Origin of the sequence: Acidovorax sp. BLS4 (assembly GCF_032929295.1) — a bacterium.
GTDB lineage: Bacteria > Pseudomonadota > Gammaproteobacteria > Burkholderiales > Burkholderiaceae_C > Paracidovorax.
In genome coordinates this window covers 3176614-3196557 of sequence record NZ_CP136797.1, presented here as the reverse complement: position 1 = coordinate 3196557, position 19944 = coordinate 3176614, and the positions used below count along the sequence as shown (strand labels likewise).

16 protein-coding genes are annotated in these 19944 nt (G+C 68.6%); 13 read left to right on the top strand and 3 right to left on the bottom strand.

Going from position 1 to position 19944, the window contains the following annotated elements:
- Positions 1 to 34 precede the first annotated feature (34 nt).
- The 8 genes from R1Z03_RS14865 to R1Z03_RS14830 all read left to right on the top strand — a co-directional run bounded on the left by R1Z03_RS14865 (position 35) and on the right by R1Z03_RS14830 (position 9880).
- Positions 35 to 958: an amino acid ABC transporter substrate-binding protein gene (locus R1Z03_RS14865; RefSeq protein WP_284406812.1), complete on the top strand. Its 924-nt coding sequence runs from the start codon at positions 35 to 37 to the stop codon at positions 956 to 958.
- Positions 958 to 2298, top strand: a complete 1341-nt coding sequence (locus R1Z03_RS14860; RefSeq protein WP_317352283.1) for an aminotransferase class V-fold PLP-dependent enzyme — start codon at positions 958 to 960, stop codon at positions 2296 to 2298. Before R1Z03_RS14865 ends, R1Z03_RS14860 begins: the two co-directional genes overlap by 1 nt.
- 188 nt (positions 2299 to 2486) lie before the next feature.
- Positions 2487 to 3386 carry an intradiol ring-cleavage dioxygenase gene (locus tag R1Z03_RS14855; protein ID WP_317352281.1) on the top strand — a complete coding sequence of 300 codons (900 nt, stop codon included), beginning with the start codon at positions 2487 to 2489 and terminating at the stop codon, positions 3384 to 3386.
- An 89-nt stretch (positions 3387 to 3475) separates the two neighbouring features.
- Complete coding sequence (locus R1Z03_RS14850) at positions 3476 to 3769, top strand: hypothetical protein (RefSeq protein ID WP_284406815.1); 294 nt, start codon at positions 3476 to 3478, stop codon at positions 3767 to 3769.
- A 17-nt stretch (positions 3770 to 3786) separates the two neighbouring features.
- Positions 3787 to 5391, top strand: a complete 1605-nt coding sequence (locus R1Z03_RS14845) for an ATP-binding protein (protein WP_317352277.1) — start codon at positions 3787 to 3789, stop codon at positions 5389 to 5391.
- A complete protein-coding gene (locus R1Z03_RS14840; RefSeq protein ID WP_317352275.1) occupies positions 5388 to 6119 on the top strand; it encodes a response regulator in 732 nt (243 codons plus the stop codon). Before R1Z03_RS14845 ends, R1Z03_RS14840 begins: the two co-directional genes overlap by 4 nt.
- Before the next feature lie 246 nt (positions 6120 to 6365).
- Positions 6366 to 8450: a TonB-dependent receptor domain-containing protein gene (locus R1Z03_RS14835; RefSeq protein WP_317352273.1), complete on the top strand. Its 2085-nt coding sequence runs from the start codon at positions 6366 to 6368 to the stop codon at positions 8448 to 8450.
- Between the two features lie 281 nt (positions 8451 to 8731).
- Entirely contained in the window at positions 8732 to 9880 is a 1149-nt protein-coding gene (locus R1Z03_RS14830) for a DNA topoisomerase IB (RefSeq protein ID WP_317352268.1), read from the top strand.
- 55 nt (positions 9881 to 9935) lie between these two features.
- Here the strand turns inward: R1Z03_RS14830 and fumC are convergent, their stop codons facing one another.
- A complete protein-coding gene (gene fumC, locus R1Z03_RS14825; RefSeq protein WP_272564196.1) occupies positions 9936 to 11321 on the bottom strand; it encodes a class II fumarate hydratase in 1386 nt (461 codons plus the stop codon).
- 187 nt (positions 11322 to 11508) lie between these two features.
- Between fumC and R1Z03_RS14820 the strand changes: the two genes are divergently transcribed.
- The 3 genes from R1Z03_RS14820 to murI all read left to right on the top strand — a co-directional run bounded on the left by R1Z03_RS14820 (position 11509) and on the right by murI (position 16418).
- Positions 11509 to 13728: an EAL domain-containing protein gene (locus tag R1Z03_RS14820; RefSeq protein ID WP_317352264.1), complete on the top strand. Its 2220-nt coding sequence runs from the start codon at positions 11509 to 11511 to the stop codon at positions 13726 to 13728.
- Positions 13729 to 13801: 73 nt separating this feature from the next.
- Entirely contained in the window at positions 13802 to 15355 is a 1554-nt protein-coding gene (locus R1Z03_RS14815) for a fumarate hydratase (protein WP_272564198.1), read from the top strand.
- A gap of 130 nt (positions 15356 to 15485) precedes the next feature.
- Positions 15486 to 16418 (top strand): glutamate racemase, encoded by a 933-nt coding sequence (gene murI, locus R1Z03_RS14810; RefSeq protein ID WP_317352261.1) that lies wholly within the window; start codon positions 15486 to 15488, stop codon positions 16416 to 16418.
- 46 nt (positions 16419 to 16464) lie between these two features.
- On the opposite strand, the gene R1Z03_RS14805 is transcribed toward murI, so the two are convergent.
- Entirely contained in the window at positions 16465 to 17019 is a 555-nt protein-coding gene (locus R1Z03_RS14805) for a M48 family metallopeptidase (protein ID WP_284428902.1), read from the bottom strand.
- Between the two features lie 28 nt (positions 17020 to 17047).
- Positions 17048 to 17680 (bottom strand): DUF6806 family protein, encoded by a 633-nt coding sequence (locus R1Z03_RS14800; RefSeq protein WP_272564201.1) that lies wholly within the window; start codon positions 17678 to 17680, stop codon positions 17048 to 17050.
- Between the two features lie 216 nt (positions 17681 to 17896).
- Between R1Z03_RS14800 and R1Z03_RS14795 the strand changes: the two genes are divergently transcribed.
- Together R1Z03_RS14795 and R1Z03_RS14790 are read left to right on the top strand one after the other, a co-directional pair.
- A complete protein-coding gene (locus tag R1Z03_RS14795) occupies positions 17897 to 18334 on the top strand; it encodes a translesion error-prone DNA polymerase V autoproteolytic subunit (protein WP_317352222.1) in 438 nt (145 codons plus the stop codon).
- A 21-nt stretch (positions 18335 to 18355) separates the two neighbouring features.
- Positions 18356 to 19654, top strand: a complete 1299-nt coding sequence (locus R1Z03_RS14790; protein WP_317352219.1) for a Y-family DNA polymerase — start codon at positions 18356 to 18358, stop codon at positions 19652 to 19654.
- The last annotated feature ends 290 nt before the right edge of the window (positions 19655 to 19944 follow it).

Genomic DNA, 19944 nt, shown 5'->3' with positions numbered 1-19944 from the left:
CGAGGTCCCCAGCGCCCTCTTCCGAAAGCCCGCCATGCACCGCCTGCCCCGCCCCCTTGCCTTCGCCCTGCGCCGCACCCTGTCCCTGGCGGTCTGCGCCGCCCTGCTGTCCACCGCGGCCAGCGCCCAGGAAATCGACACCCTGCGCAAGATCAAGGAGAGCGGCACCCTCATCATCGGCAGCCGCGACAGCTCCATTCCGTTTTCGTACAAGCCCACCGGCAGCGGCGACCCCATCGGCTTTTCCAACGACATCTGCCTGAAGATCGCCGAGGCGGTGAAGGCCAAGCTCGGCCTGCCCACGCTGCGCGTGCAGTACACGTTGCTCAACTCGCTCAACCGCATTCCGCTGCTGCAAAACGGCACCGTGGACCTGGACTGCGCCACCACCACCAATTCGGTCGTGCGCCAGCAGCACGTGAATTTCGCGCCCAGCCATTTCGTGACCAACATCACCGTGGCGGTGAAGAAGAACTCCGGCATCCAGTCGCTGGCCGACCTGGCCGGCAAGACGGTGGCCACCGTGGCGGGCAGCACGTCGATCCAGCTGCTGCGCACCTACAAGCGCGCCGAGAACCTGGAGGTGCAGGAAATCTCGGGCAAGGACACGGCCGATGCCTTCCTGCTGCTGGCCAGCGACCGCGCCGCCGCCTACGTGCTGGACGACGTGCAGCTGGCCGGCCTGATCGCCACCGCGCCCAACCCGGGCGACTTCCGCATCCTCAAGGATGTGGTGCTGCGCCAGGAGCCCTACGGGATCATGCTGCGCAAGAACGACCCGCAGTTCCAGGCCCTGGTGGACCAGACGGTGACCGGCCTGATGCGCTCCGGCGAAATGGAGCGGCTGTACGCGCGCTGGTTCACCCAGCCCATCCCGCCGAGCAACGTGAACCTGAACTTCCCCATGTCCGACGCCGTGCGCGAAGCCTTCCGCAACCCCAGCAACAAGGGCGTGTGATGGCAGGCCACCGCAACACCACACCCTACCCGCAGGGCCGCCTCTTCTCCGACGCCCTGATGCGCGAGGTGCGCGAGCGCTTCCTGCAGGTGGAGCGCGACCACCACGGCCACGAGCGGCTGTATTTCGACAACGCGGGCGGCTCGTTCCGGCTGAAGGCGGCGGTGGAGCGCTTCGCGCAGATCGATGCCGTGCCGGACAACACCGAGCGCATCCACGCCACGGCGCGCGAGCTGCAGGATATCCAGGCCGCCGGCGTGGCCGACGTGCGGCTGCTGCTCAACGCCACGGGCGGCAGCGTGTACGCCGCGCTCACCGCCTCGGGCGCCATGTTCGAGATGGTGCGGGCCGTGGCGCAGAACGTGCCAGGCACCAACATGGTCACCACCGTGCTGGAGCACCCCTCGTCGTACGACGCCATGGAGCGCTACGCCCGCGAGATGGGCCGCGAGCTGCGCGTGGCACCCAGCAACCGCGCCACTGGCGGCGTGGACGTGGACGCCATCGTGGCCCTGGTGGACGAGGGCACCAGCGTGCTCAACGTGATCCACGCCTCCAACATCTCCGGCGCCAAGCTGGACCTGGAGGCCATCGTGCGCCGGGCCCGCGCCATCCGGCCCGACCTGTACATCCTGGTGGACGCGGTGCAGCACGCGCCGCACGGCCTCATCGATTTGCAGAAGACGCCGGTGGACGGCATCAACATCGCGCCCTACAAGTTCTTCGGCTGCCGGGGCTCGGGCTTCGCCTGGCTGTCCGACCGCGCGGCCGCCCTGCCGCACCACAAGCTGTCGGCCAAGCCCGCCGATTTCTGGGACCTGGGCAGCACCGCGCCCTGGCAGTTCGCCGTGGTGACGGAGATCGTGGATTACGTGTGCTGGCTCGGCGCACAGGCGCCCGAGGGCGGGCCCGCCGGCGATGCGGCCCCTGGCGACCGGCGGGCGCGCTTCGAAGCCGGCATCGCGGCCATCGAGCTGCACGAACGCGCGCTGCTGTCGCGCCTGCTGAACGGCGGCGACGGCGTGGGTGCGGTGCCCGGGCTGCGCGCCATGCCGGGCGTGGAGGTGTTCCTGGACCACCCCGACCTCACCCGGCGCGACCTGATCGTCGGCATCGGCTTTCCGCACCTGGACTGCACCAGCGCCGTGCGCGAGTACGGCGCACGCGGCGTGACGGTGTACGAGCGTTCGGCCTCCAGCCTGTATTCGCGCCGCATGCTGGAGTCGTTCGGCCTCGCGGGCGCGGTGCGCGTCTCGCCGCTGCACTGCCATTCGACGGCCGACGTGGACCGGTTCCTCGCGGTGACGCAGGACATCGCCCAGGCGTTCGCCGCGGCGTGAGCAGCGGGCCGGCCACACTGGAGGCGAAAAAGGCCTCCAGCGCATGGACTACTAGGGCATTTTGCTATCAAAACAATAGCACCATGCACCGCCCGCCTGACGGGGAGAAAGGCGTGCACCGCCTCAATTTCTCCTCAATTGGATTGCAAAGTTCCTCCATCCCCCAACGAAGGAAAAGGAGAGGAACCATGAACACATCCACCCCATTGGCCACCGCAGCCACTGACATCGCAGCATCCACCGCGGACCAGCGGCGGCGCCTGGCACTCGGCACCATCGGCTCCCTGGGCATCGCCACCCTGCTGGGCTGCGGCGGAGGCGGCTCCGACGCCGTGGCCGACAGTTCGGGCACGGGGACAGGCACCGGTACGGGCACTGGAACCGGGACAGGAACGGACACGGGGACAGGCACCGGCACCGGAACGGGAACCGGCACGGACACCACCTGCTCCGTCGTCCCCGAGGAAACCGCCGGCCCCTACCCCGCCGACGGCTCCAACGCCAGCAACTCCAACTACAACGTGCTCGCGCTCAGCGGCATCGTGCGCCAGGACATCCGCAGCAACATCGGCGCGTCCACCACCGTGGGCGGCGTGCCGCTCACCATCACCATCACGCTCACCAACACGCGTGCCAGCTGCGCGGCGCTGCAGGGCTATGCCATCTACCTGTGGCATTGCTCGCAGGGCGGCGACTACTCGGTCTACACCGAGCGCAGCATCGCCGCCAACTACCTGCGCGGCGTGCAGGCCACCGATGCGAGCGGCACCGTCACCTTCACCACCATCGTGCCGGGCTGCTATGCCGGGCGCATGCCCCACATGCACCTGGAGGTGTATCCCAGCCTGTCGGTGGCCACCACGGCCAGCAACAAGGTCAAGACCACCCAGCTCGCGTTCCCCACGGACACCCTGCGCTCCATCTACACGGCCAATTCGGGCTACAGCGCCAGCGTGTCCAACCTGGCGGCGATCACCTTCGCCACCGACAACGTGTTCAGCGACGGCACCGACCTCGAGATGGTGACCATGCAAAGCAACGGCAGCGGCGGCTACACCGCCGCCATCACGATCTCGATCGCCGCCTGAGCGCCACCGGGGCCGTTGCCCCGGTGTGTTCCCTGCCCCTGGGCCCGGCCCCGGGCCTTCTTCTCCCCGCCAGAAAGGCACGTGACACCATGCACCCTCCCCGCCACACGACCATCACCCTCGCCGGCCTCTGCCTGGGCCTGTCCCTCGCCGCCTTCACCTGCGGCGCCCTGGCCCAGGGCGCGCCGGGCGGGCAGCCCCCCGGCCCGCCGCCAGAGGCCTACACCGCCTGCAAGGGCCAGACCGAAGGCGCCTCGGTCACGCTGACCATGCCGGACGGCAAGACCCTGCCCGGCACATGCCGCACAATGAACGGCACCCTCGTGGCCATGCCCGCCGGCGGCCCCCCTCCAGGCGCTGGCGGCCCGCCCCCCTCCCGCTGACCCCCGACCAGCCGCCCATGCCCCGCCTCACGCTGCAAAGCAAAGCCTTCCTCGCACTCACCCTGTTGCTGGCCGTGCTGCTGCTGCTTTTCGTGGGGTTCTCGCGCCTGGGGCTGCAGCGCGGGCTGGGCCCGTACGTGGCCGAGATCGAGCTGGCCCGCATGGACTGGCTGGCCGCGCGGCTGCAGCGCATGCACCTGCTGCATGGCGGCTGGCAGACGCTGCGCACCCAGCCCGAGCTGTGGCGCGAGATGCGCCGCCCCGGCGACAGCCCCGCGCTGCGCAGCAGCGCCCAGGGCGCGGCCAGCCCGAACGGCCGCAGCGGCGACAACACCACCGCCGGCAACGAGGGCCGCGGCGGCGGCTTTCGGGAGCGCCCCCCGCCGCCGCCCGACTTCGGCGAACCCGGTGAAGGCCCGCCGCCCGACGGCTATTCGCCCGATCGCACCGCCTCCGATGGCCGCGACCGTCCGCCGCCGCCGCCGGGCTCCATGCTGTCGCAGCGGCTCGGCGTGCTCGATGCCCAGGGCCGCCTGGTGGCCGGCGTGCGCCCCACGCCCGATGCCGCCCGCCTGCCGCTGCGCGGCAGCGACGGCACCCCCATCGGCGAGCTGGTGCTGAGCCCGCCCTCGCACATGGAGACCGAGGCCGACCGTGCCTTCATCGCCCGGCAACTGGGCTTCGTGGTGTGGACCGGCATTGCCGGCCTGGCGCTCGCGCTGCTGCTGTCCTGGGCGCTGGCCCGCCGCTGGCTCGCCCCCATCGGCGCGCTGGTGGACGGCGCGCGCGGCGTGGCGGCGGGCCGGCTGGACACGCGCGTGGCCGTGCATGGCGACGACGAGCTGGCGCGGCTGGCGCTCACCTTCAACGACATGGCCGAGCAATTGGGCGGCATGGAAGCCTCGCGCCGGCAATGGATCGGCGACGTGGCGCACGAGTTGCGCACCCCGCTGGCGGCGATGCGCGCCGAGATCGAGGCCGTGCAGGACGGCGTGCGCCCGTTCGACGACAAGACCGCGCTGCGCCTGCACCGGCAGGTGATGCGGCTCATCCAGCTGGTGGGCGACCTGCGCGCCAGCCTGGATGCCGCCGCGGGCAGCGCGCCCTCCGCGCTGGTGCCCGTGCACCCGCTGTCGCTGCTGGCCGAGGCCGTGGCCTCCATGCAGCCGCGATTCGACCAGGCCGAGCTTGCGGTGGACACGCACGGGCTGGCCGCGCTCGCCAGCCTGTCGCCCCCGCCGCTGGTGCGCGGCGACGCGCAGCAGCTTCACCGCGTGTTCCTGAACCTGCTGGAAAACACCGTGCGCTACACCGATCCCGGCGGCCGGCTGGAAATCCAGGCGCAGACCGAGCGCAGCGGACCCGCGCCCTCGCTCGTGCTGCAGTTCGACGACACCGCGCCCGGCGTGGCCGAGCACGACCTGCCGCGCCTGTTCGACCGCCTGTACCGCGCCGAGGCGTCGCGCGCGCGCGCCACCGGCGACCTGGGCGGATCGGGCCTGGGCCTGGCGATCTGCCGCGCCATCGTGCAATCGCACGGCGGCCGCATCACCGCGCAGCCCTCGCCGCTCGGCGGGCTGCGCACCACCCTCACCCTGCCCTTGCTGGAGAACCCTTCATGACAGCGCGCATCCTCGTGGTCGAGGACGAGACCGACATCGCCCACATCGTGCTCGACTACCTGCGCCACGCCGGCTACGAGGCCGAGCACGTGGCCGACGGCCCCGGCGCCCTGGCCCGGCTCACCGGCCCCACGCCGCCCGACCTCACCCTGCTGGACGTGATGCTGCCGGGGCTCGACGGCCTGTCGGTGCTGCGCCAGGCGCGCCGCCACACGGACAAGCCCATCATCATGCTCACCGCCCGCGTCGAGGAGGTGGACCGCCTGATCGGCCTGGAGCTGGGCGCGGACGACTACATCTGCAAGCCGTTCTCCCCGCGCGAGGTGGTGGCGCGGGTCAAGACCGTGCTGCGGCGCGGCATGGCCCAGGCGCCGGCCACGGCCGGCCCGCCGGTGCTGGCGCTGGACGAGGCGCACTGGCAGGTCACGCTGCGCGGCGCCCACGTGGCGCTCACGCCGCGCGAATTCCGCCTGCTGCAGGCGCTGGCGCGGCAAAGTGGGCGCATCTTCTCGCGCGCGCAATTGCTCGACCTGGCCTACGGCGACACGCTGGACGTGAACGAACGGGCCATCGACAGCCACATCAAGAACCTGCGCAAGAAGCTCAAGGCCGCCAGCGGCGACGGCGTGGAATGGATCCGGTCGGTGTACGGGGTGGGCTTCGCGTTCGATGAGGACGCGGGCGAGACACAGGGGTCGGGCCAGGAACGCCAAGCGGAGGCCGGGTAACCAGTCAGTGAGGGATGGCCGATGGCCGATGGCCGATGGCCGATGGCCGATGGCCGATGGCCGATGGCACAGGATTTTGCTATTTTTTCAATAGCTTAAAACCCTTTATAACACTGCGGTTTGCCGCTTTTTCAATACCTCCTTCCACCGTTCGGCGAAGCCCGAAATTTCTTCTGAAACCCACCAATTGGTCAAATAGTAAAAGCGAATCACTATCATTTGCAGTTTTTACAGGAAACTGCTTTCATGATCTTGCCGTCTTCGCTCCGCCCCCAGCCCCTGTCCCTCGCGATCGCCCTGGCGCTGAGCGCCGGTGCCCACGCCCAGACCGCCTCGCCGTCCGAATCGCAACCTGCGCAACCCGCGCAGGCCGCCCTGTCCACCGTGGTGGTCACGGCCTCGGGCACGGCCGTGGACATCAAAGAGGCGCCTGCCAGCATCAGCGTGATCACCCGCGAAGACATCGAGCGCAAGCCCGTCACCAGCCTCGGCGAGCTGCTGTCCACCATTCCCGGCGTGACCGGCGGGCTGTCGGGCACGGGCGCGCAGTCCAAGATCCGCCTGCGCGGCCTGCCCGAGAAATACACGCTCATCCTCGTGGACGGCAAGCGACAGGGCAATTCGGCCGGCGTGAACTACCGCGACGACCTGGGCCAGCAGGACCTGGACTGGATCTCGCCCGAGATGATCGAGCGCATCGAGGTGGTGCGCGGCCCGATGTCGTCGCTGTACGGCTCCGACGCCATGGGCGGGGTGATCAACATCATCACCCGCAAGATCGGCCTGCGCTGGGGCGGCTCCGCCACGGTCAACTACTCCAAGCCCTCCGATTCGGAGCGCGGCGACACGCGGCAGACGGGCTTCACCGTCAGCGGCCCGCTGACCGACCGCATCGGCCTGCGCGTGTCGGGCAACTACACCGAGCGCGATGCCGATGAAGGCACGGGCGGGCATGCGGGCACCTACCTGTCCACGGCCGGCGCGCGCAACCAGGGCCTGAACGCGCTGCTGAGCTGGCAGCTCACGCCCGACCAGTCGGTGTCGCTCGAGGCGGCCCAGGCCACGCAGCGCGCCACCGGCTCGGATGCGCGCACCGCCAGCGGCGTGCAGGTCGTCAGCCCCTGGGGCCTGAGCCGGCTGCGGCACACCTCGTTCGGCCTGGGGCACGACGGCCGCTGGGGCGACGTGCGCTCCAAGATCAACCTGTCGCGCCACGAGTACGAGGACCTGGGCGACACCATCGGCAACCACTCGCGCGAAACCACGCTGGACGGCCGCGTGGACATGCCGCTGAAGCTCCTGGGCTTCGACCAGATGCTGACCACCGGGCTGCAATGGAAGCAGGAAGAACTGGACAACCGCGACACCATCGGCCTGGCCCCCATCGACTACAGCGGGCGGCCGGTGTCGGGATCGTCCCTGTCGGCCACCACCTGGGCGCTGTTCGGCGAGGACCAGATCTTCCTGCGCGAGAACCTGGCGCTCACGCTCGGCCTGCGCATGGACCACCACGAAAAGTACGGCAACAACTGGAGCCCGCGCGCCTACTTCGTCTACCACCCGGCCTCGGCGTGGACGGTGCGCACCGGCGTGTCGCGCGGCTTCCGCGCGCCGGGCCTGAAAGAGAACTCGCCCAATGCCGCCACGCAGTCCGGCGGCAACGGCTGCCGCAGCCTGGCGGGCCTGGGCTGGACCAGCACCCGCGTGAATGCCGACGGCACGCGCGGCTGCTACATGGCCGGCAATCCCGACCTGCAGCCCGAGACCAGCACCAACTTCGAGTTGGGCACGGGCTACGAGCAGGGCGGCTGGGCCTTCGGCGCCACCTACTTCCACACCGACTTCAAGAACAAGATCGACTACCAGCCCCTGGGCCTGTACAACGGCTTTTGGTGGACGCGCATGGCCAACGCCCAGCGCGCCCGCACGCGCGGGCTGGAGGCCAACGCCACCGTGCCGCTGGCGCCGTCGCTCGACTGGCGCACCAATGCCACGAAGATGTTCGAGTCAAAAAACCTCACCACCGGCGCCTCGCTGCTGTCCGTGCCGCGCCTGACCGTGTATTCGTCGCTGCAGTGGCGCGTCGCCCCGGCCTGGACCGCCGATGCCAGCGCCCGCTACGTGGGCAAGGAACTCGTCGTCACCGGCGCGGCCACCACCTTCGCCAGGGCCTACACCACCTTGGACCTGACCACCAGCTACCGGTTGAACGAAACCTTCACCCTGCGGGCCGGCATCCTCAACGTGGCGGACAAGCAGACGCGGGAACTGGGCAGCAACTACGACAACGGCGGGCGCACCTACTTCGTGGGGGCCACGGCGCGGTTCTGAGGCCCGGGCGATGCATGCGGCGGCGCGGCATCCACCGCGGCGCCCGCCGCTGCACCCACCTCGAATGCTATATTTTTAATAGCGCAATGCCCTAGTGGATATTGCACTGCAGGGCATTTTTACCCATGGACCGCGGCGCGGGTGTCCACCGGACCGACGCGGCACGGATGCACTCCCACCGGCGCAGCGGGTTGCCTCCTACAGCCGGTCTGCGCCGGCTGGGCTGAGATCGGGGGACGCGCTTCGCGCCCCTTCTTGCCGCACTGCCTGCCGTCCCATCCATGCCACGCACCGCCACTGCCACCGCCCCTGCCGCCGCTTCGCCGGCCCGCCCGCCCGCCACCCGCCTGGCCCGCGGCCTGCGCTACGTCAACCCCGAGATGCCGGGCCTGAGCCGCGAGCGCAAGGGCGACGGCTTTCGCTACCGCCAGCCCGACGGCCAATGGCTGACCGACCCGGACGAGATCACCCGCATCCAGCGCCTGGCCATCCCGCCCGCCTATACCGAGGTATGGATCTGCCCGCTGCCCAACGGCCACCTGCAGGCCACGGGGCTGGATGCGCGCGGCCGGCGCCAGTACCGCTACCACGCCGACTGGCGCCTGCAGCGCGACGAGGCCAAGTTCGAACGCATGCAGGCCTTCGGCCGCGCCCTGCCCCGCATCCGCGCCCGGGTGGCGCGCGACCTGCGGGCCAAGTCGGGCCCCACCCTGTCCCGCGAGCGGGTGCTCGCCACGCTGGTGCGGCTGCTGGACACCACCTACCTGCGCGTGGGCAACGAGGAATACGCCAGCACCAACCGCTCCTACGGCCTGACCACCTTGCGCACCCGCCATGCGGCGCTGCGCGGCAACCAACTGCAGCTGCGGTTTCGCGGCAAGAGCGGCGTGCAGCAGGAGGCCACGCTCGACGACCCGCGCGTGGCCCGCGTCGTGCGCCGCTGCCAGCAGCTGCCGGGCCAGGAACTGTTCCAGTACGAGGGAGAGGACGGCGCGCTGCATGCCGTCGATTCGGGCGACGTGAACGACTACCTGCGCGAGATCACCGGCACGCAGGAGGGCGAGCACTTCACCGCCAAGGACTTCCGCACCTGGCACGGCACCGTGCAGGCGCTGGAGCTGACGCGGCTGGCCTGCTCGCCCCAGCCCGGCGCGCCCGCGGTGACGGCCAAGCACATCCTGATCGAAGTGGCGCGGCAGCTGGGCAACACGCCGGCCGTGTGCAAGAAGTCGTACGTGCACCCCTCGGTGCTGGCACTGGGATCGCGGCTCACTTCCGACGCCGGGCCGGACATGCAGGTGCTGTGGGAGCGCATCGGCGGCACGAACACGCCGCGCGCGCTGCAGGCCGCCGAGCGCCGGCTGCTGGCGTTCCTGCGGCACCAGGACCGCCCGGTGCGCGCCCCGCGCGCGCGCAAGACCACGCATTGAGCCGGCGGGCGACGGGACGCTGGCGCCTTTTCAGTGCCCGCTCAGCGGCCGGCCTTCAGCGGCCGACCATGTTCCCCGGAACGACCCATTGGTCGAACTGCTCGCCGGTGACGTGGCCTGAAGCCACGGCCGCCTCGCGCAGGCTGGTGCCTTCCTTGTGCGCCTTCTTGGCGATGAAGGCCGCCTTGTCGTAGCCGATGTGCGTGTTGAGCGCGGTGACCAGCATCAGAGAACGGTCCACCAGCTCGGTGATGCGGTCGCGGTTGGGCTCGATGCCCACGGCGCAGTGGTCGTTGAAGCTGACCATGCCGTCGGCCAGCAGGCGCACGCTCTGCAGGAAGTTGTGGGCCACCATGGGGCGGAACACGTTCAGCTCGAAATTGCCCGAGGCACCGCCGAAGTTGATGGCCACGTCGTTGCCGAACACCTGGGCGGCCAGCATGGTCACCGCCTCGCTCTGCGTGGGGTTGACCTTGCCCGGCATGATGGACGAGCCGGGCTCGTTCTCGGGAATGCTCAGCTCGCCGATGCCGCTGCGCGGGCCGCTGGCCAGCCAGCGCACGTCGTTGGCGATCTTCATCAGGCTGGCGGCCAGGGTCTTGAGCGCGCCGTGCGCATGCACCAGCGCATCGACCGAGGCCAGGGCCTCGAACTTGTTGGGCGCCGTGACGAACGGCAGCCCGGTCAGGCGCGCCAGCTCGGCAGCGGCCTGCTCGGCGTAGCCCTTGGGGGCGTTCAGGCCGGTGCCCACGGCGGTGCCGCCCAGGGCCAGTTCGCACAGGTGCGGCAGCGCGGCGCGCACGTGGCGCTCACCGTGATCGAGCTGCGCCACGTAGCCCGAGAACTCCTGGCCCAGCGTGAGCGGGGTGGCGTCCTGCAGGTGGGTGCGGCCGATCTTCACGATGCCGTCGAAGTCCTCGGCCTTTTGCGCCAGCGTGGCGCGCAGCTTGGCCAGGGCGGGCAGCAGCCGGTGCGTGAGCGCCTCCACCGCCGCCACGTGCATGGCGGTGGGGAACACGTCGTTGCTCGACTGGCTGCGGTTCACATCGTCGTTGGGGTGCACCAGGCGGGCCTCGCCGCGCTCGCCGCCCAGGATCTCGCTGGCGCGGTTGGCCAGCACCTCGTTGACGTTCATGTTGGTCTGCGTGCCCGAGCCCGTCTGCCAGACCACGAGCGGGAACTCGCCCGGATGCCGGCCGGCGATCACCTCGTCGGCCGCGGCCACGATGGCGTCGGTCTTCTTCGCGTCCTGCAGGCCCAGCGCCTGGTTGACCACGGCCGAGGCGCGCTTGACCTGCGCCAGGGCCCGGATGATCTCGCGCGGCTGCTGCTCGCCGGAGATGTCGAAGTTCTGCAGCGATCGCTGCGTCTGCGCGCCCCAGAGCTGATGGGCCGGCACCTCGATGGGGCCGAAGGTGTCGCGTTCGATGCGGGAGGTCATGTCTGGCGGGTCCGGTGGTGAAGAAACGAAGGGCGCACAAGGGTGCGCATCGTCCAAAAGCATAACGCGAAACAAAACCATTCTCATCGGTGGGGACCGCGTGGCGCAGAGACCCTCCCGGCCCCCGGGAGAGCCCGCGGTGGATACACTTGGACACCTTTGGCGCCCCGCTGCCGCCGCACCTTCCATGCCCTCCCCGCTCGCCCCACCGCTGACCGGCTTCCTGCCGTCGCACCACGATCCGCTGGTGGTGGCGGCGTCGTTCGCCGTGGCGGTGCTGGCCTCGTACGTCACGCTCAACCTGGCACGCCGTGTGCGCACCTCCCACAGCCGCATCGGACTGGCCTGGTGGGCCGCGGGTTCGCTGGTGATGGGCACGGGCATCTGGTCCATGCATTTCCTGGGCATGCTGGCGTTCGAGCTGCCCATCGCCCTGGGCTTCACCCCCGCGATCACCGCCCTGTCCTGGCTGGCCGCCGTGGCGGCATCGGCCGTCGCGCTGGGCCTGGCCAGCATGGAGCGCGTGCGGCATCGGCACCTGGCCGTCGGGGCGCTCGCCATGGGCGCGGGCATCAGCGCGATGCACTACATCGGCATGCGCGCCATGCACCTGTCCATCGGCATCGTGTGGAACGGCTTCTATGTCGCCCTGTCGGTGGCCGTGGCGGTGCTGGCCTCGGCCACGGCACTCTACCTGTTCCAGGCCCTGCGGGGCATGCATGGCCACCGGCGCAGGATGTTCCAGGCCGCGGCATCGCTGGTGATGGCGCTGGCCATCTGCGGCATGCACTACATCGGCATGGCCGCCGCCCAGTTCCCGCAGGGCACCGTGTGCCTGAGCGCCGATTCGCTGGGCGGCTCGGGGCTGGCCGCCATGGTGGCGATCTTCACGCTGCTGCTGATGCTCAGCACGCTGTTCATCTCCATCCTCGATGCGCGGCTGCAGAACGTCGCGCGCCGGCTCACCCAATCGCTCCAGGACAGCAACGCCAAGCTGCAGCAGGCCAATGCGGAGCTGCAAAAGCGCGCGTTCGCCGATGCGCTCACCGGCCTGCCCAACCGCCTGCTGTTCGAAGACCGCCTCGCCCATGCGCTGCTGCGCCTGGAGCGCACCAACCACCACCGCGTGCTGGACCGCCTGGCCGTGCTGTTCGTGGACCTGGACGGCTTCAAGCCCATCAACGACTCCTTCGGCCATGCCGCAGGCGACGCCATCCTGTCGGAAGCCGCCCAGCGCCTGCGCGCCGAAGCGCGCGAAAGCGACACGGTGGCCCGCGTGGGCGGCGACGAATTCCTGCTGCTGCTGGAAGACGTGGGCAACACGGCCGACTGCATCGTGGTGGCCAACCGCATCCTGGCAGCGCTCGCCCTGCCCTTCCAGGTGGCGGGCCGGCAGGTGCAGATCGGCTGCTCCATCGGCGTGGTGCTGCACCCCGACCACGGCGACCGCGACAAGCTGGTCGCCAATGCCGATGCCGCCATGTATGCCGCCAAGCGCGCGGGCGGCAACGGCTACGCCATGTTCGAACCCCACATGGGCTCCGACGCATCCGACCAGCTGGAGCTGCAAAACGACCTGCGCCACGCCCTGTCGCGCGGCGAACTCGCCCTGCACTACCAGCCCAAGATCGACGGCAAGCGCGGCCGCATCAACGGCGTGGAGGCGCTGCTGCGCTGGCACCACCCGAAGCGCGGCATGGTGAGCCCGCTGGTGTTCATCGGCCTGGCCGAGCGCTTCGGGCTGATCGGCCAGCTGGGCGCCTGGGTCATCGAAGAGGCGTGCCGGCAGATGGCCGACTGGGCGCGCAGCGGCCTGCGCATGCGCGTGGCGATCAACCTGTCGGTGCACCAGCTGCGCGAAAGCGGGCTGGCCGAGCGCATCGAGCACGCCCTGCAGTTCCATGGCCTGGATTCATCGCAACTGCTGTGCGAGATCACCGAATCGGTGGCCATGGAAGACACCAAGGCCACGCAGCGCACCTTCGAAGGCCTGGCGCGCATCGGCGTGTTCCTGTCCATCGACGACTTCGGCACCGGCTATTCGAGCCTGAACTACCTGCGCCAGCTGCCGGCCCAGCAGCTCAAGATCGACCGCAGCTTCGTGAACGACCTTGAACATGAAGAAGACGCCCGCGCCGTGGTCGATGCCGTGGTGCGGCTGGCCCACGCCCTGGGCCTGCGCGTGGTGGCCGAGGGCGTGGAAACCAGCGGCCAGCGCGACATCCTGCTGGCCATGCGTTGCGACGAGCTGCAGGGCTTTTTCTACGCCCGCCCCATGCCGGCGGACGTGCTGCTCGCCTGGGCCCAGGGCGACAAGCCGGAAGGCTCGGCGGATTTCGCGCCCTCCGTGATCGGCGGGCTCGAGGCGCTCGAAAGCCTGCCGTTCGACGCCGCCCCCCGCGGCTGACCGCCGCCAGCGCCGTCCGGAGCGGGCGGCGATAATTGCGCGGTTCGTTCTTTCCCCAAAAACACACCCCACCATGACCACGACCATCCGGTACCACGACCTCGTGGAGTCCGTTGCTGCGTCCCTGCAGTACATCAGCTACTACCACCCCGCCGACTTCATCGCCCACCTGGCGCGCGCCTACGAGCGCGAGCAGAGCCCGGCGGCCAAGGACGCGATGGCGCAGATCCTCACCAACAGCAAGATGAGCGCCACCGGCCAGCGCCCCATCTGCCAGGACACCGGCATCGTCAACGTGTTCCTGAAGATCGGCATGGACGTGCGCTGGGAAGGCTTTCCTGGCGGCCTGGAAGACGCCATCAACGAAGGCGTGCGCCGCGGCTACAACCACCCCGACAACACGCTGCGCGCCAGCGTCGTGGCCGACCCGCAGTTCGCCCGCAAGAACACCAAGGACAACACGCCTGCGGTGATCTTCACGCAGATCGTGCCGGGCGACACCGTGGACATCACCGTCGCGGCCAAGGGCGGCGGCAGCGAGAACAAGTCCAAGATGGTCATGATGAACCCCAGCGACAACCTGGTGGACTGGGTGCTCAAGACCGTGCCCACGATGGGCGCCGGCTGGTGCCCGCCCGGCATGCTGGGCATCGGCATCGGCGGCACGGCGGAAAAAGCCGTGCTGCTGGCCAAGGAAAGCCTGATGGACGACCTGAACATGTACGAGCTGCAGGCCAAGGCCGCGCGCGGCGAAAAGCTCGACCAGGTCGAGGAACTGCGCCTGGAGCTGTACGAGAAGGTCAACGCCCTGGGCATCGGCGCGCAGGGCCTGGGCGGCCTGAGCACCGTGCTGGACATCAAGGTCAAGATGTACCCCACGCACGCGGCCTCCAAGCCCGTGGCGATGATCCCCAACTGCGCCGCCACGCGCCACGCGCACTTCGTGCTGGACGGCTCCGGCCCCGCCTATCTGGAGGCGCCTTCGCTCGACCTGTGGCCCAAGATCGACTGGGCGCCCGACTACAACAAGAGCCGCCGCGTCAACCTGGACACCCTCACCAAGGAAGAAGTGGCGAGCTGGAAGCCGGGCGACACCCTGCTGCTCAACGGCAAGATGCTCACCGGCCGCGATGCCGCGCACAAGCGCATCCAGGACATGCTGGCCAAGGGCGAGAAGCTGCCCGTGGATTTCACCAACCGCGTCATCTACTACGTGGGCCCCGTGGACCCGGTCAAGGACGAGGCCGTGGGCCCCGCCGGCCCGACCACCGCCACGCGCATGGACAAGTTCACCGAGATGATGCTGGCCGAAACGGGCCTGATCTCGATGATCGGCAAGTCCGAACGCGGCCCGGTCGCCATCGAAGCCATCAAGAAGCACCAGAGCGCCTACCTGATGGCCGTGGGCGGCGCCGCCTACCTGGTCAGCAAGGCCATCAAGGAAGCCAAGGTCGTCGGCTTTGCCGATCTGGGCATGGAAGCCATCTACGAGTTCACCGTGGTGGACATGCCCGTGACCGTGGCCGTGGACGCCGGCGGCACCAGCGCTCACATCACAGGCCCGGCGGAGTGGCAAAAGCGCATCGCCACGGGCGAGTTCAAGTCCATCGACCTTGTCGCCGCTTGAACGCCCTCTCCGGCCTTGGCGGCGGCTCCAGGCGTGGCCTGGTGGCGGCCCCGCCCCGCGGGTCGGCCCGGCAGCCGCTGGGGCCGCCGGAGTTGTCTGATTTTTCCGTTCACATCGCACCAAGGCACGCATGACGCCCACTTCGCAGCAACGCCCCATCGGTGTGTTCGACAGCGGCATCGGCGGCCTGAGCGTGCTGCGCGCGCTGCAGGCCGAACTGCCGCACGAGCGCTTCGTCTACCTGGCGGACAGTGGTCACGCACCCTACGGCGAGCGGGGCGACGCCTATGTCGCCGCGCGCACCCACGCCATCACCCGCCACCTGCAGGCGGTGCACGGCATCAAGGCCCTGGTGGTCGCCTGCAACACGGCCACCGCCGCCGCCATTCACGAGGTCCGGACCCAATGCCCGGACCTGCCCCTCGTCGGCCTGGAGCCGGCCATCAAGCCCGCGGTGGCGCTCAGCCAGACCGGGCGCATCGGCGTCATCGGCACACGGGGCACGCTCACCAGCGGCAAGTTTGCGTTGCTGCTGGGGTCGCTGCAGTCGCAGGCCGAATTCGTGGTGCAGCCCTGCGACGGGCTGGCCTACGCCATCGAACGCAGCACTGAACATGCGGTGCCTGAGGCCGCCGAATCCTCCGAGGTGCGCGAACTGTGCACGCGCTACATCACCGCCATGGGTGCGTTCGGCACCACGGCAGGCCACATCGACACCCTGGTGCTGGGCTGCACCCACTATGTGTTCGCCGAAGAGGAGTTGCGCGCCCTCATCGGCCCGGCGGTGCGCCTGGTGGACACCGGCGAGCCGGTTGCCAGGCAAACCCGCCGCCTGCTGCAGGCGACCGGCCTGCTGGCGGACCCCTGCGACGAAATCCCCACCGCAGCATGCGACCGCATGCAACTGATCACCACGGGCTCGCTGCTGCCCCTGCAGGCCGCAGCCCACCGCTGGCTGCAGCTACCGGCGCGATGCTGCAGCACGGCCACCGTGCCGGCGGATGGTGCAGGCGCAGGTGCAGGTGCAATGGTTCATGAAGCCAATCGGGCTCCGGCGCAATAAAGCTCCCGGCGTCTAGCTACAAAAACAATAGCAGACGCAAAGGCCATCAGACGCCCCAGAGGCGCTCACCCGCATGCTCGATGTGGGTCAGATACAACCGCGTATCGAACTCATACTGGTGGTAGCGGGGCTCCATGTGCTCGCACAACTGGTAGAAGGCCTTGTCGTGATCCTTCTCGCGCAGGTGGGCCAACTCGTGCACGACGATCATGCGCAGAAACTCTTCCGGTGCCTGCTTGAACATGGAGGCGATGCGGATCTCGTGCCGCGCCGTCAGGCGCCCGCCCTGCACGCGCGCCGACGAGGTGTGCAGCCCCAGCGCGTGCCGCACCACATGGATCTTGCTGTCGAACACCACTTTCTGCACCGTATCGGCCTTGCGCAGATGCTGCGCCTTCAGGTCGGCGGCGTATTGGTAAAGCGCCTTGTCGGTGCGCACGGCATGCGCCTGGGGATAGCGACGCTGCAGCAGGGCCGCCAGGCCCCCTTCGGCGATGAGCGTGCGCACCTGATCCTGCAAGGCATCCGGGTACGCACGAAGGTAAGGCAGTTCGATCGCCATCGGCCCTGACCCGCTGGCCGCCTCTGGATGAGAGGCCATTGGATCGTTCGGAAAAACGGGGGTGTTCTCAGTGCAGATGGCGGGGACGGCGCCCGCCACTGCCGCCATGGCCACCACCGGAACCGCCACTGCCGCGTGGCGGCTTGCCGATCTCCAGCGAGTTCACCAGGGCATCGAAACGCTGCGAGAACAGCTTGTCGATCTCGGCCACCACGCCGCCCAGCTCGGCGCCGTCGAAGTGGCGCTCCATCATGTTCACGACATCCTGCACGAGCAGATCGCGCTGCACCTGCATGATGGCAGCGGGGGTTGGCCCCACGAACAGCATGAGGAAGTCGTCACGCGCTTCGGTGCCGTCATCCTCTTCGTCCTCGTCGAAGTCGGTGTCATAGAACGTGACCTCGATGGCCGCGCCCTGCTCCGACAACTCGTTGAGGCTCATGCACATCTCGTCGAGCGACTGGCGGAAGTCCTCGTCACCGCGCACCGTCCAGCAGATCTGCAGGGTGTGCTCCTTGGCGTCGAACTGGATGCCGGGCTCTTCCTCATAGGCGCTCGCCGCACCATCGGCCAAGGAACGGGCCCCGGCGTACTTCCAGAGCGGCTTCAAGGCCTCTTGCAACTGGTCGAACCCCGTATCGGCCCGCAACTGCACCTGGCCGTGGACATGGATTTCAAAGGGAGCGTTGTAACTTGACATGATCGAATCGTAGTGGTGCCCCGAGCCGGGGTCGAAAACCCGCGTGCCTACTGGCTTTGGCTCTCTTTTTGGGGGAGATTTGGGGGGAACCTTTGTACGCTGGCGAATCTATTTTTCGCCGGATGAAGGCATTTTCTCACACGGGCAAAGTTGCAGCAGTGTGGAATTCGGGAATTGCCCACAGCCGAATCACACCGGCATCCATATACTGTATGAATGAACAGCCCTCTGAGCATCGCCGAACATCTTGGAGTTGATCGCGGCATCTGCTTGCTGCCGCTCGCCTACTCGACGGTGCGCGCGGGGTTCCCGTCGCCGGCGGCGGATTTCGGCGAAACCCGCATCGATCTGATGTCCGAGCTTGTGACCCATCCGCAGGCGACTTTCTTGCTGCGCGTGCGCGGGCTGTCGATGATCGATGCAGGCCTGGGGGACGGGGACACGATCATTGTTGACCGGGCAATCAAGCCGGCCAATGGGCACATCGTGGTGGCGGTGGTGGATGGGGAATTTACCGTCAAACACCTGCAGCTGCGGGCCGGGCACATGAAGCTCAAGGCCGCCAATCCAACCTACCCCGACATCACGCCCAAAGACGGCCAGACAGTAGAAGTGTGGGGCGTGGTGACGGCGTGCATCAAGCAATTTCGATGAGGCCCGCACTGGTGCACACGCATGTACGCGCTCGTCGATGGGAACAATTTTTACGTCAGTTGTGAACGGGTGTTCAGGCCGTCATTGAATGGGCGGCCGGTGGTGGTGCTGAGCAACAACGATGGTTGCGCGATAGCGCGGTCCAATGAGGCAAAAGCCCTGGGGATTGCAATGGGAGCGCCCTGGTTCCAAATTCGGCACATGGAGGAGACCGCCGGCCTAGTGGCGCTGTCGGCCAACTTTGTCCTGTATGGGGACATGAGCGACAGGATGATGAGCCTGGCTGCAGGCCTCGGCCCTACTCAAGAGATTTACAGCATCGATGAGAGCTTTGTCGGGCTGCACGGGGTGCGCGGCGATCTGGTGCGGCGAGCCCATCAGGTGCGCGCACGCATCCTGCAATGGACGGGCATTCCGTGCGGCATTGGCATCGGTACTACAAAGACCCTGGCCAAGCTGGCAAACCACATCGCAAAGACCGCTGAACGCAAACCGGGCACCTACCCCGCCGACCTCGCGCAGGTGTGCAACCTGGCCGCCCTACCCGGCCAGGATCTCGATGACGTGCTGCGCGCCACGGCAGTGACCGACGTGTGGGGTGTGGGGCGCAGGATCGGCGCGCAGCTGATTGATGCCGGCGTGGTCAATGTGCTGGACCTGGCCAGGCTGGATGCCGCGCTGGTGCGGCGGCGCTGGAACGTGGTGCTTGAGCGGACCGTGCGGGAGCTGCAAGGCACGCCGTGCGTGCAGCTGGAGGACGTGCCCGCCCCCAAAAAGCAGATCGCGTGCACCAGGTCATTCGGCCGCCCTGTGAGCGACCTGGCGCCACTGCTGGAGGCGGTGAGCGAGTACGCCACGCGGGCCGGCGAAAAGCTACGCGAGCAAGGAAGCCTGGCCGGGCAGCTGCTGGTGTTTGCGCACACGTCGCCGCATCGAGCTGGGCCGCGGTTTTCGCGGTCCGTGGTCGTGCCGCTGCGCAGGCCGACAGCAGACACCGGCCTGCTGGTGGGGGCGGCCGCAGCGGGCATGCGGCAGATCTACGAGCCGGGGTATCAGCTAATCAAGGCGGGGGTGATGCTGCTGGATCTGCAGGCCGCCACAGTGCATCAGTGCGAGCTGGATCTGGAGACCGAGAGCGGCCGAGACAAAACGCGGCTGATGAGCGCCCTCGATGCGATCAACGGCCGGTATGGCAAAGGCACCCTGCACGTGGGTGCCACCGGCCTGGACGATGGCCGCCGCGAGTGGGGCATGAGGCAGGAGCGGCGAACGCCACGCTACACGACACGGTGGGACGAAATGCCGGTGGTACGGGCGTAGGCCTTGCCCTTTTGGACCTATTAGGCGGCGGGATCGTCAGCCCTCAAGATGGCCCGGCGCTGGCTGGCAGCACCCGTGCTGCAACCATGGAGAGCGCAAAACGCCTCCAGCGTAAGCGATCCAAGGTCAGTAGCGCGAGCACTCCACCAATCTTCCCAGGACCAACGCATGTCAAGGTTGCGGCGCATGCGCTTGAGCGTCGTCGTGCTGATCGGTACATCAATCTTGCACAGCCGTGGCTCAACTTCGGTAAGGTAGTGCGCTAGCTCGGCCGTCAAAATCACTGCAAC

Excerpts from the sequence above, each read along its gene's own strand:
- R1Z03_RS14865 (WP_284406812.1), top strand. The coding sequence starts at position 35 with ATGCACCGCCTGCCCCGCCCCCTTGCCTTCGCCCTGCGCCGCACCCTG.
- R1Z03_RS14860 (WP_317352283.1), top strand. The coding sequence starts at position 958 with ATGGCAGGCCACCGCAACACCACACCCTACCCGCAGGGCCGCCTCTTC.
- R1Z03_RS14855 (WP_317352281.1), top strand. The coding sequence starts at position 2,487 with ATGAACACATCCACCCCATTGGCCACCGCAGCCACTGACATCGCAGCA.
- R1Z03_RS14850 (WP_284406815.1), top strand. The coding sequence starts at position 3,476 with ATGCACCCTCCCCGCCACACGACCATCACCCTCGCCGGCCTCTGCCTG.
- R1Z03_RS14845 (WP_317352277.1), top strand. The coding sequence starts at position 3,787 with ATGCCCCGCCTCACGCTGCAAAGCAAAGCCTTCCTCGCACTCACCCTG.
- R1Z03_RS14840 (WP_317352275.1), top strand. The coding sequence starts at position 5,388 with ATGACAGCGCGCATCCTCGTGGTCGAGGACGAGACCGACATCGCCCAC.
- R1Z03_RS14835 (WP_317352273.1), top strand. The coding sequence starts at position 6,366 with ATGATCTTGCCGTCTTCGCTCCGCCCCCAGCCCCTGTCCCTCGCGATC.
- R1Z03_RS14830 (WP_317352268.1), top strand. The coding sequence starts at position 8,732 with ATGCCACGCACCGCCACTGCCACCGCCCCTGCCGCCGCTTCGCCGGCC.
- fumC (WP_272564196.1), bottom strand. The coding sequence starts at position 11,321 with ATGACCTCCCGCATCGAACGCGACACCTTCGGCCCCATCGAGGTGCCG.
- R1Z03_RS14820 (WP_317352264.1), top strand. The coding sequence starts at position 11,509 with ATGCCCTCCCCGCTCGCCCCACCGCTGACCGGCTTCCTGCCGTCGCAC.
- R1Z03_RS14815 (WP_272564198.1), top strand. The coding sequence starts at position 13,802 with ATGACCACGACCATCCGGTACCACGACCTCGTGGAGTCCGTTGCTGCG.
- murI (WP_317352261.1), top strand. The coding sequence starts at position 15,486 with ATGACGCCCACTTCGCAGCAACGCCCCATCGGTGTGTTCGACAGCGGC.
- R1Z03_RS14805 (WP_284428902.1), bottom strand. The coding sequence starts at position 17,019 with ATGGCCTCTCATCCAGAGGCGGCCAGCGGGTCAGGGCCGATGGCGATC.
- R1Z03_RS14800 (WP_272564201.1), bottom strand. The coding sequence starts at position 17,680 with ATGTCAAGTTACAACGCTCCCTTTGAAATCCATGTCCACGGCCAGGTG.
- R1Z03_RS14795 (WP_317352222.1), top strand. The coding sequence starts at position 17,897 with ATGAACAGCCCTCTGAGCATCGCCGAACATCTTGGAGTTGATCGCGGC.
- R1Z03_RS14790 (WP_317352219.1), top strand. The coding sequence starts at position 18,356 with ATGTACGCGCTCGTCGATGGGAACAATTTTTACGTCAGTTGTGAACGG.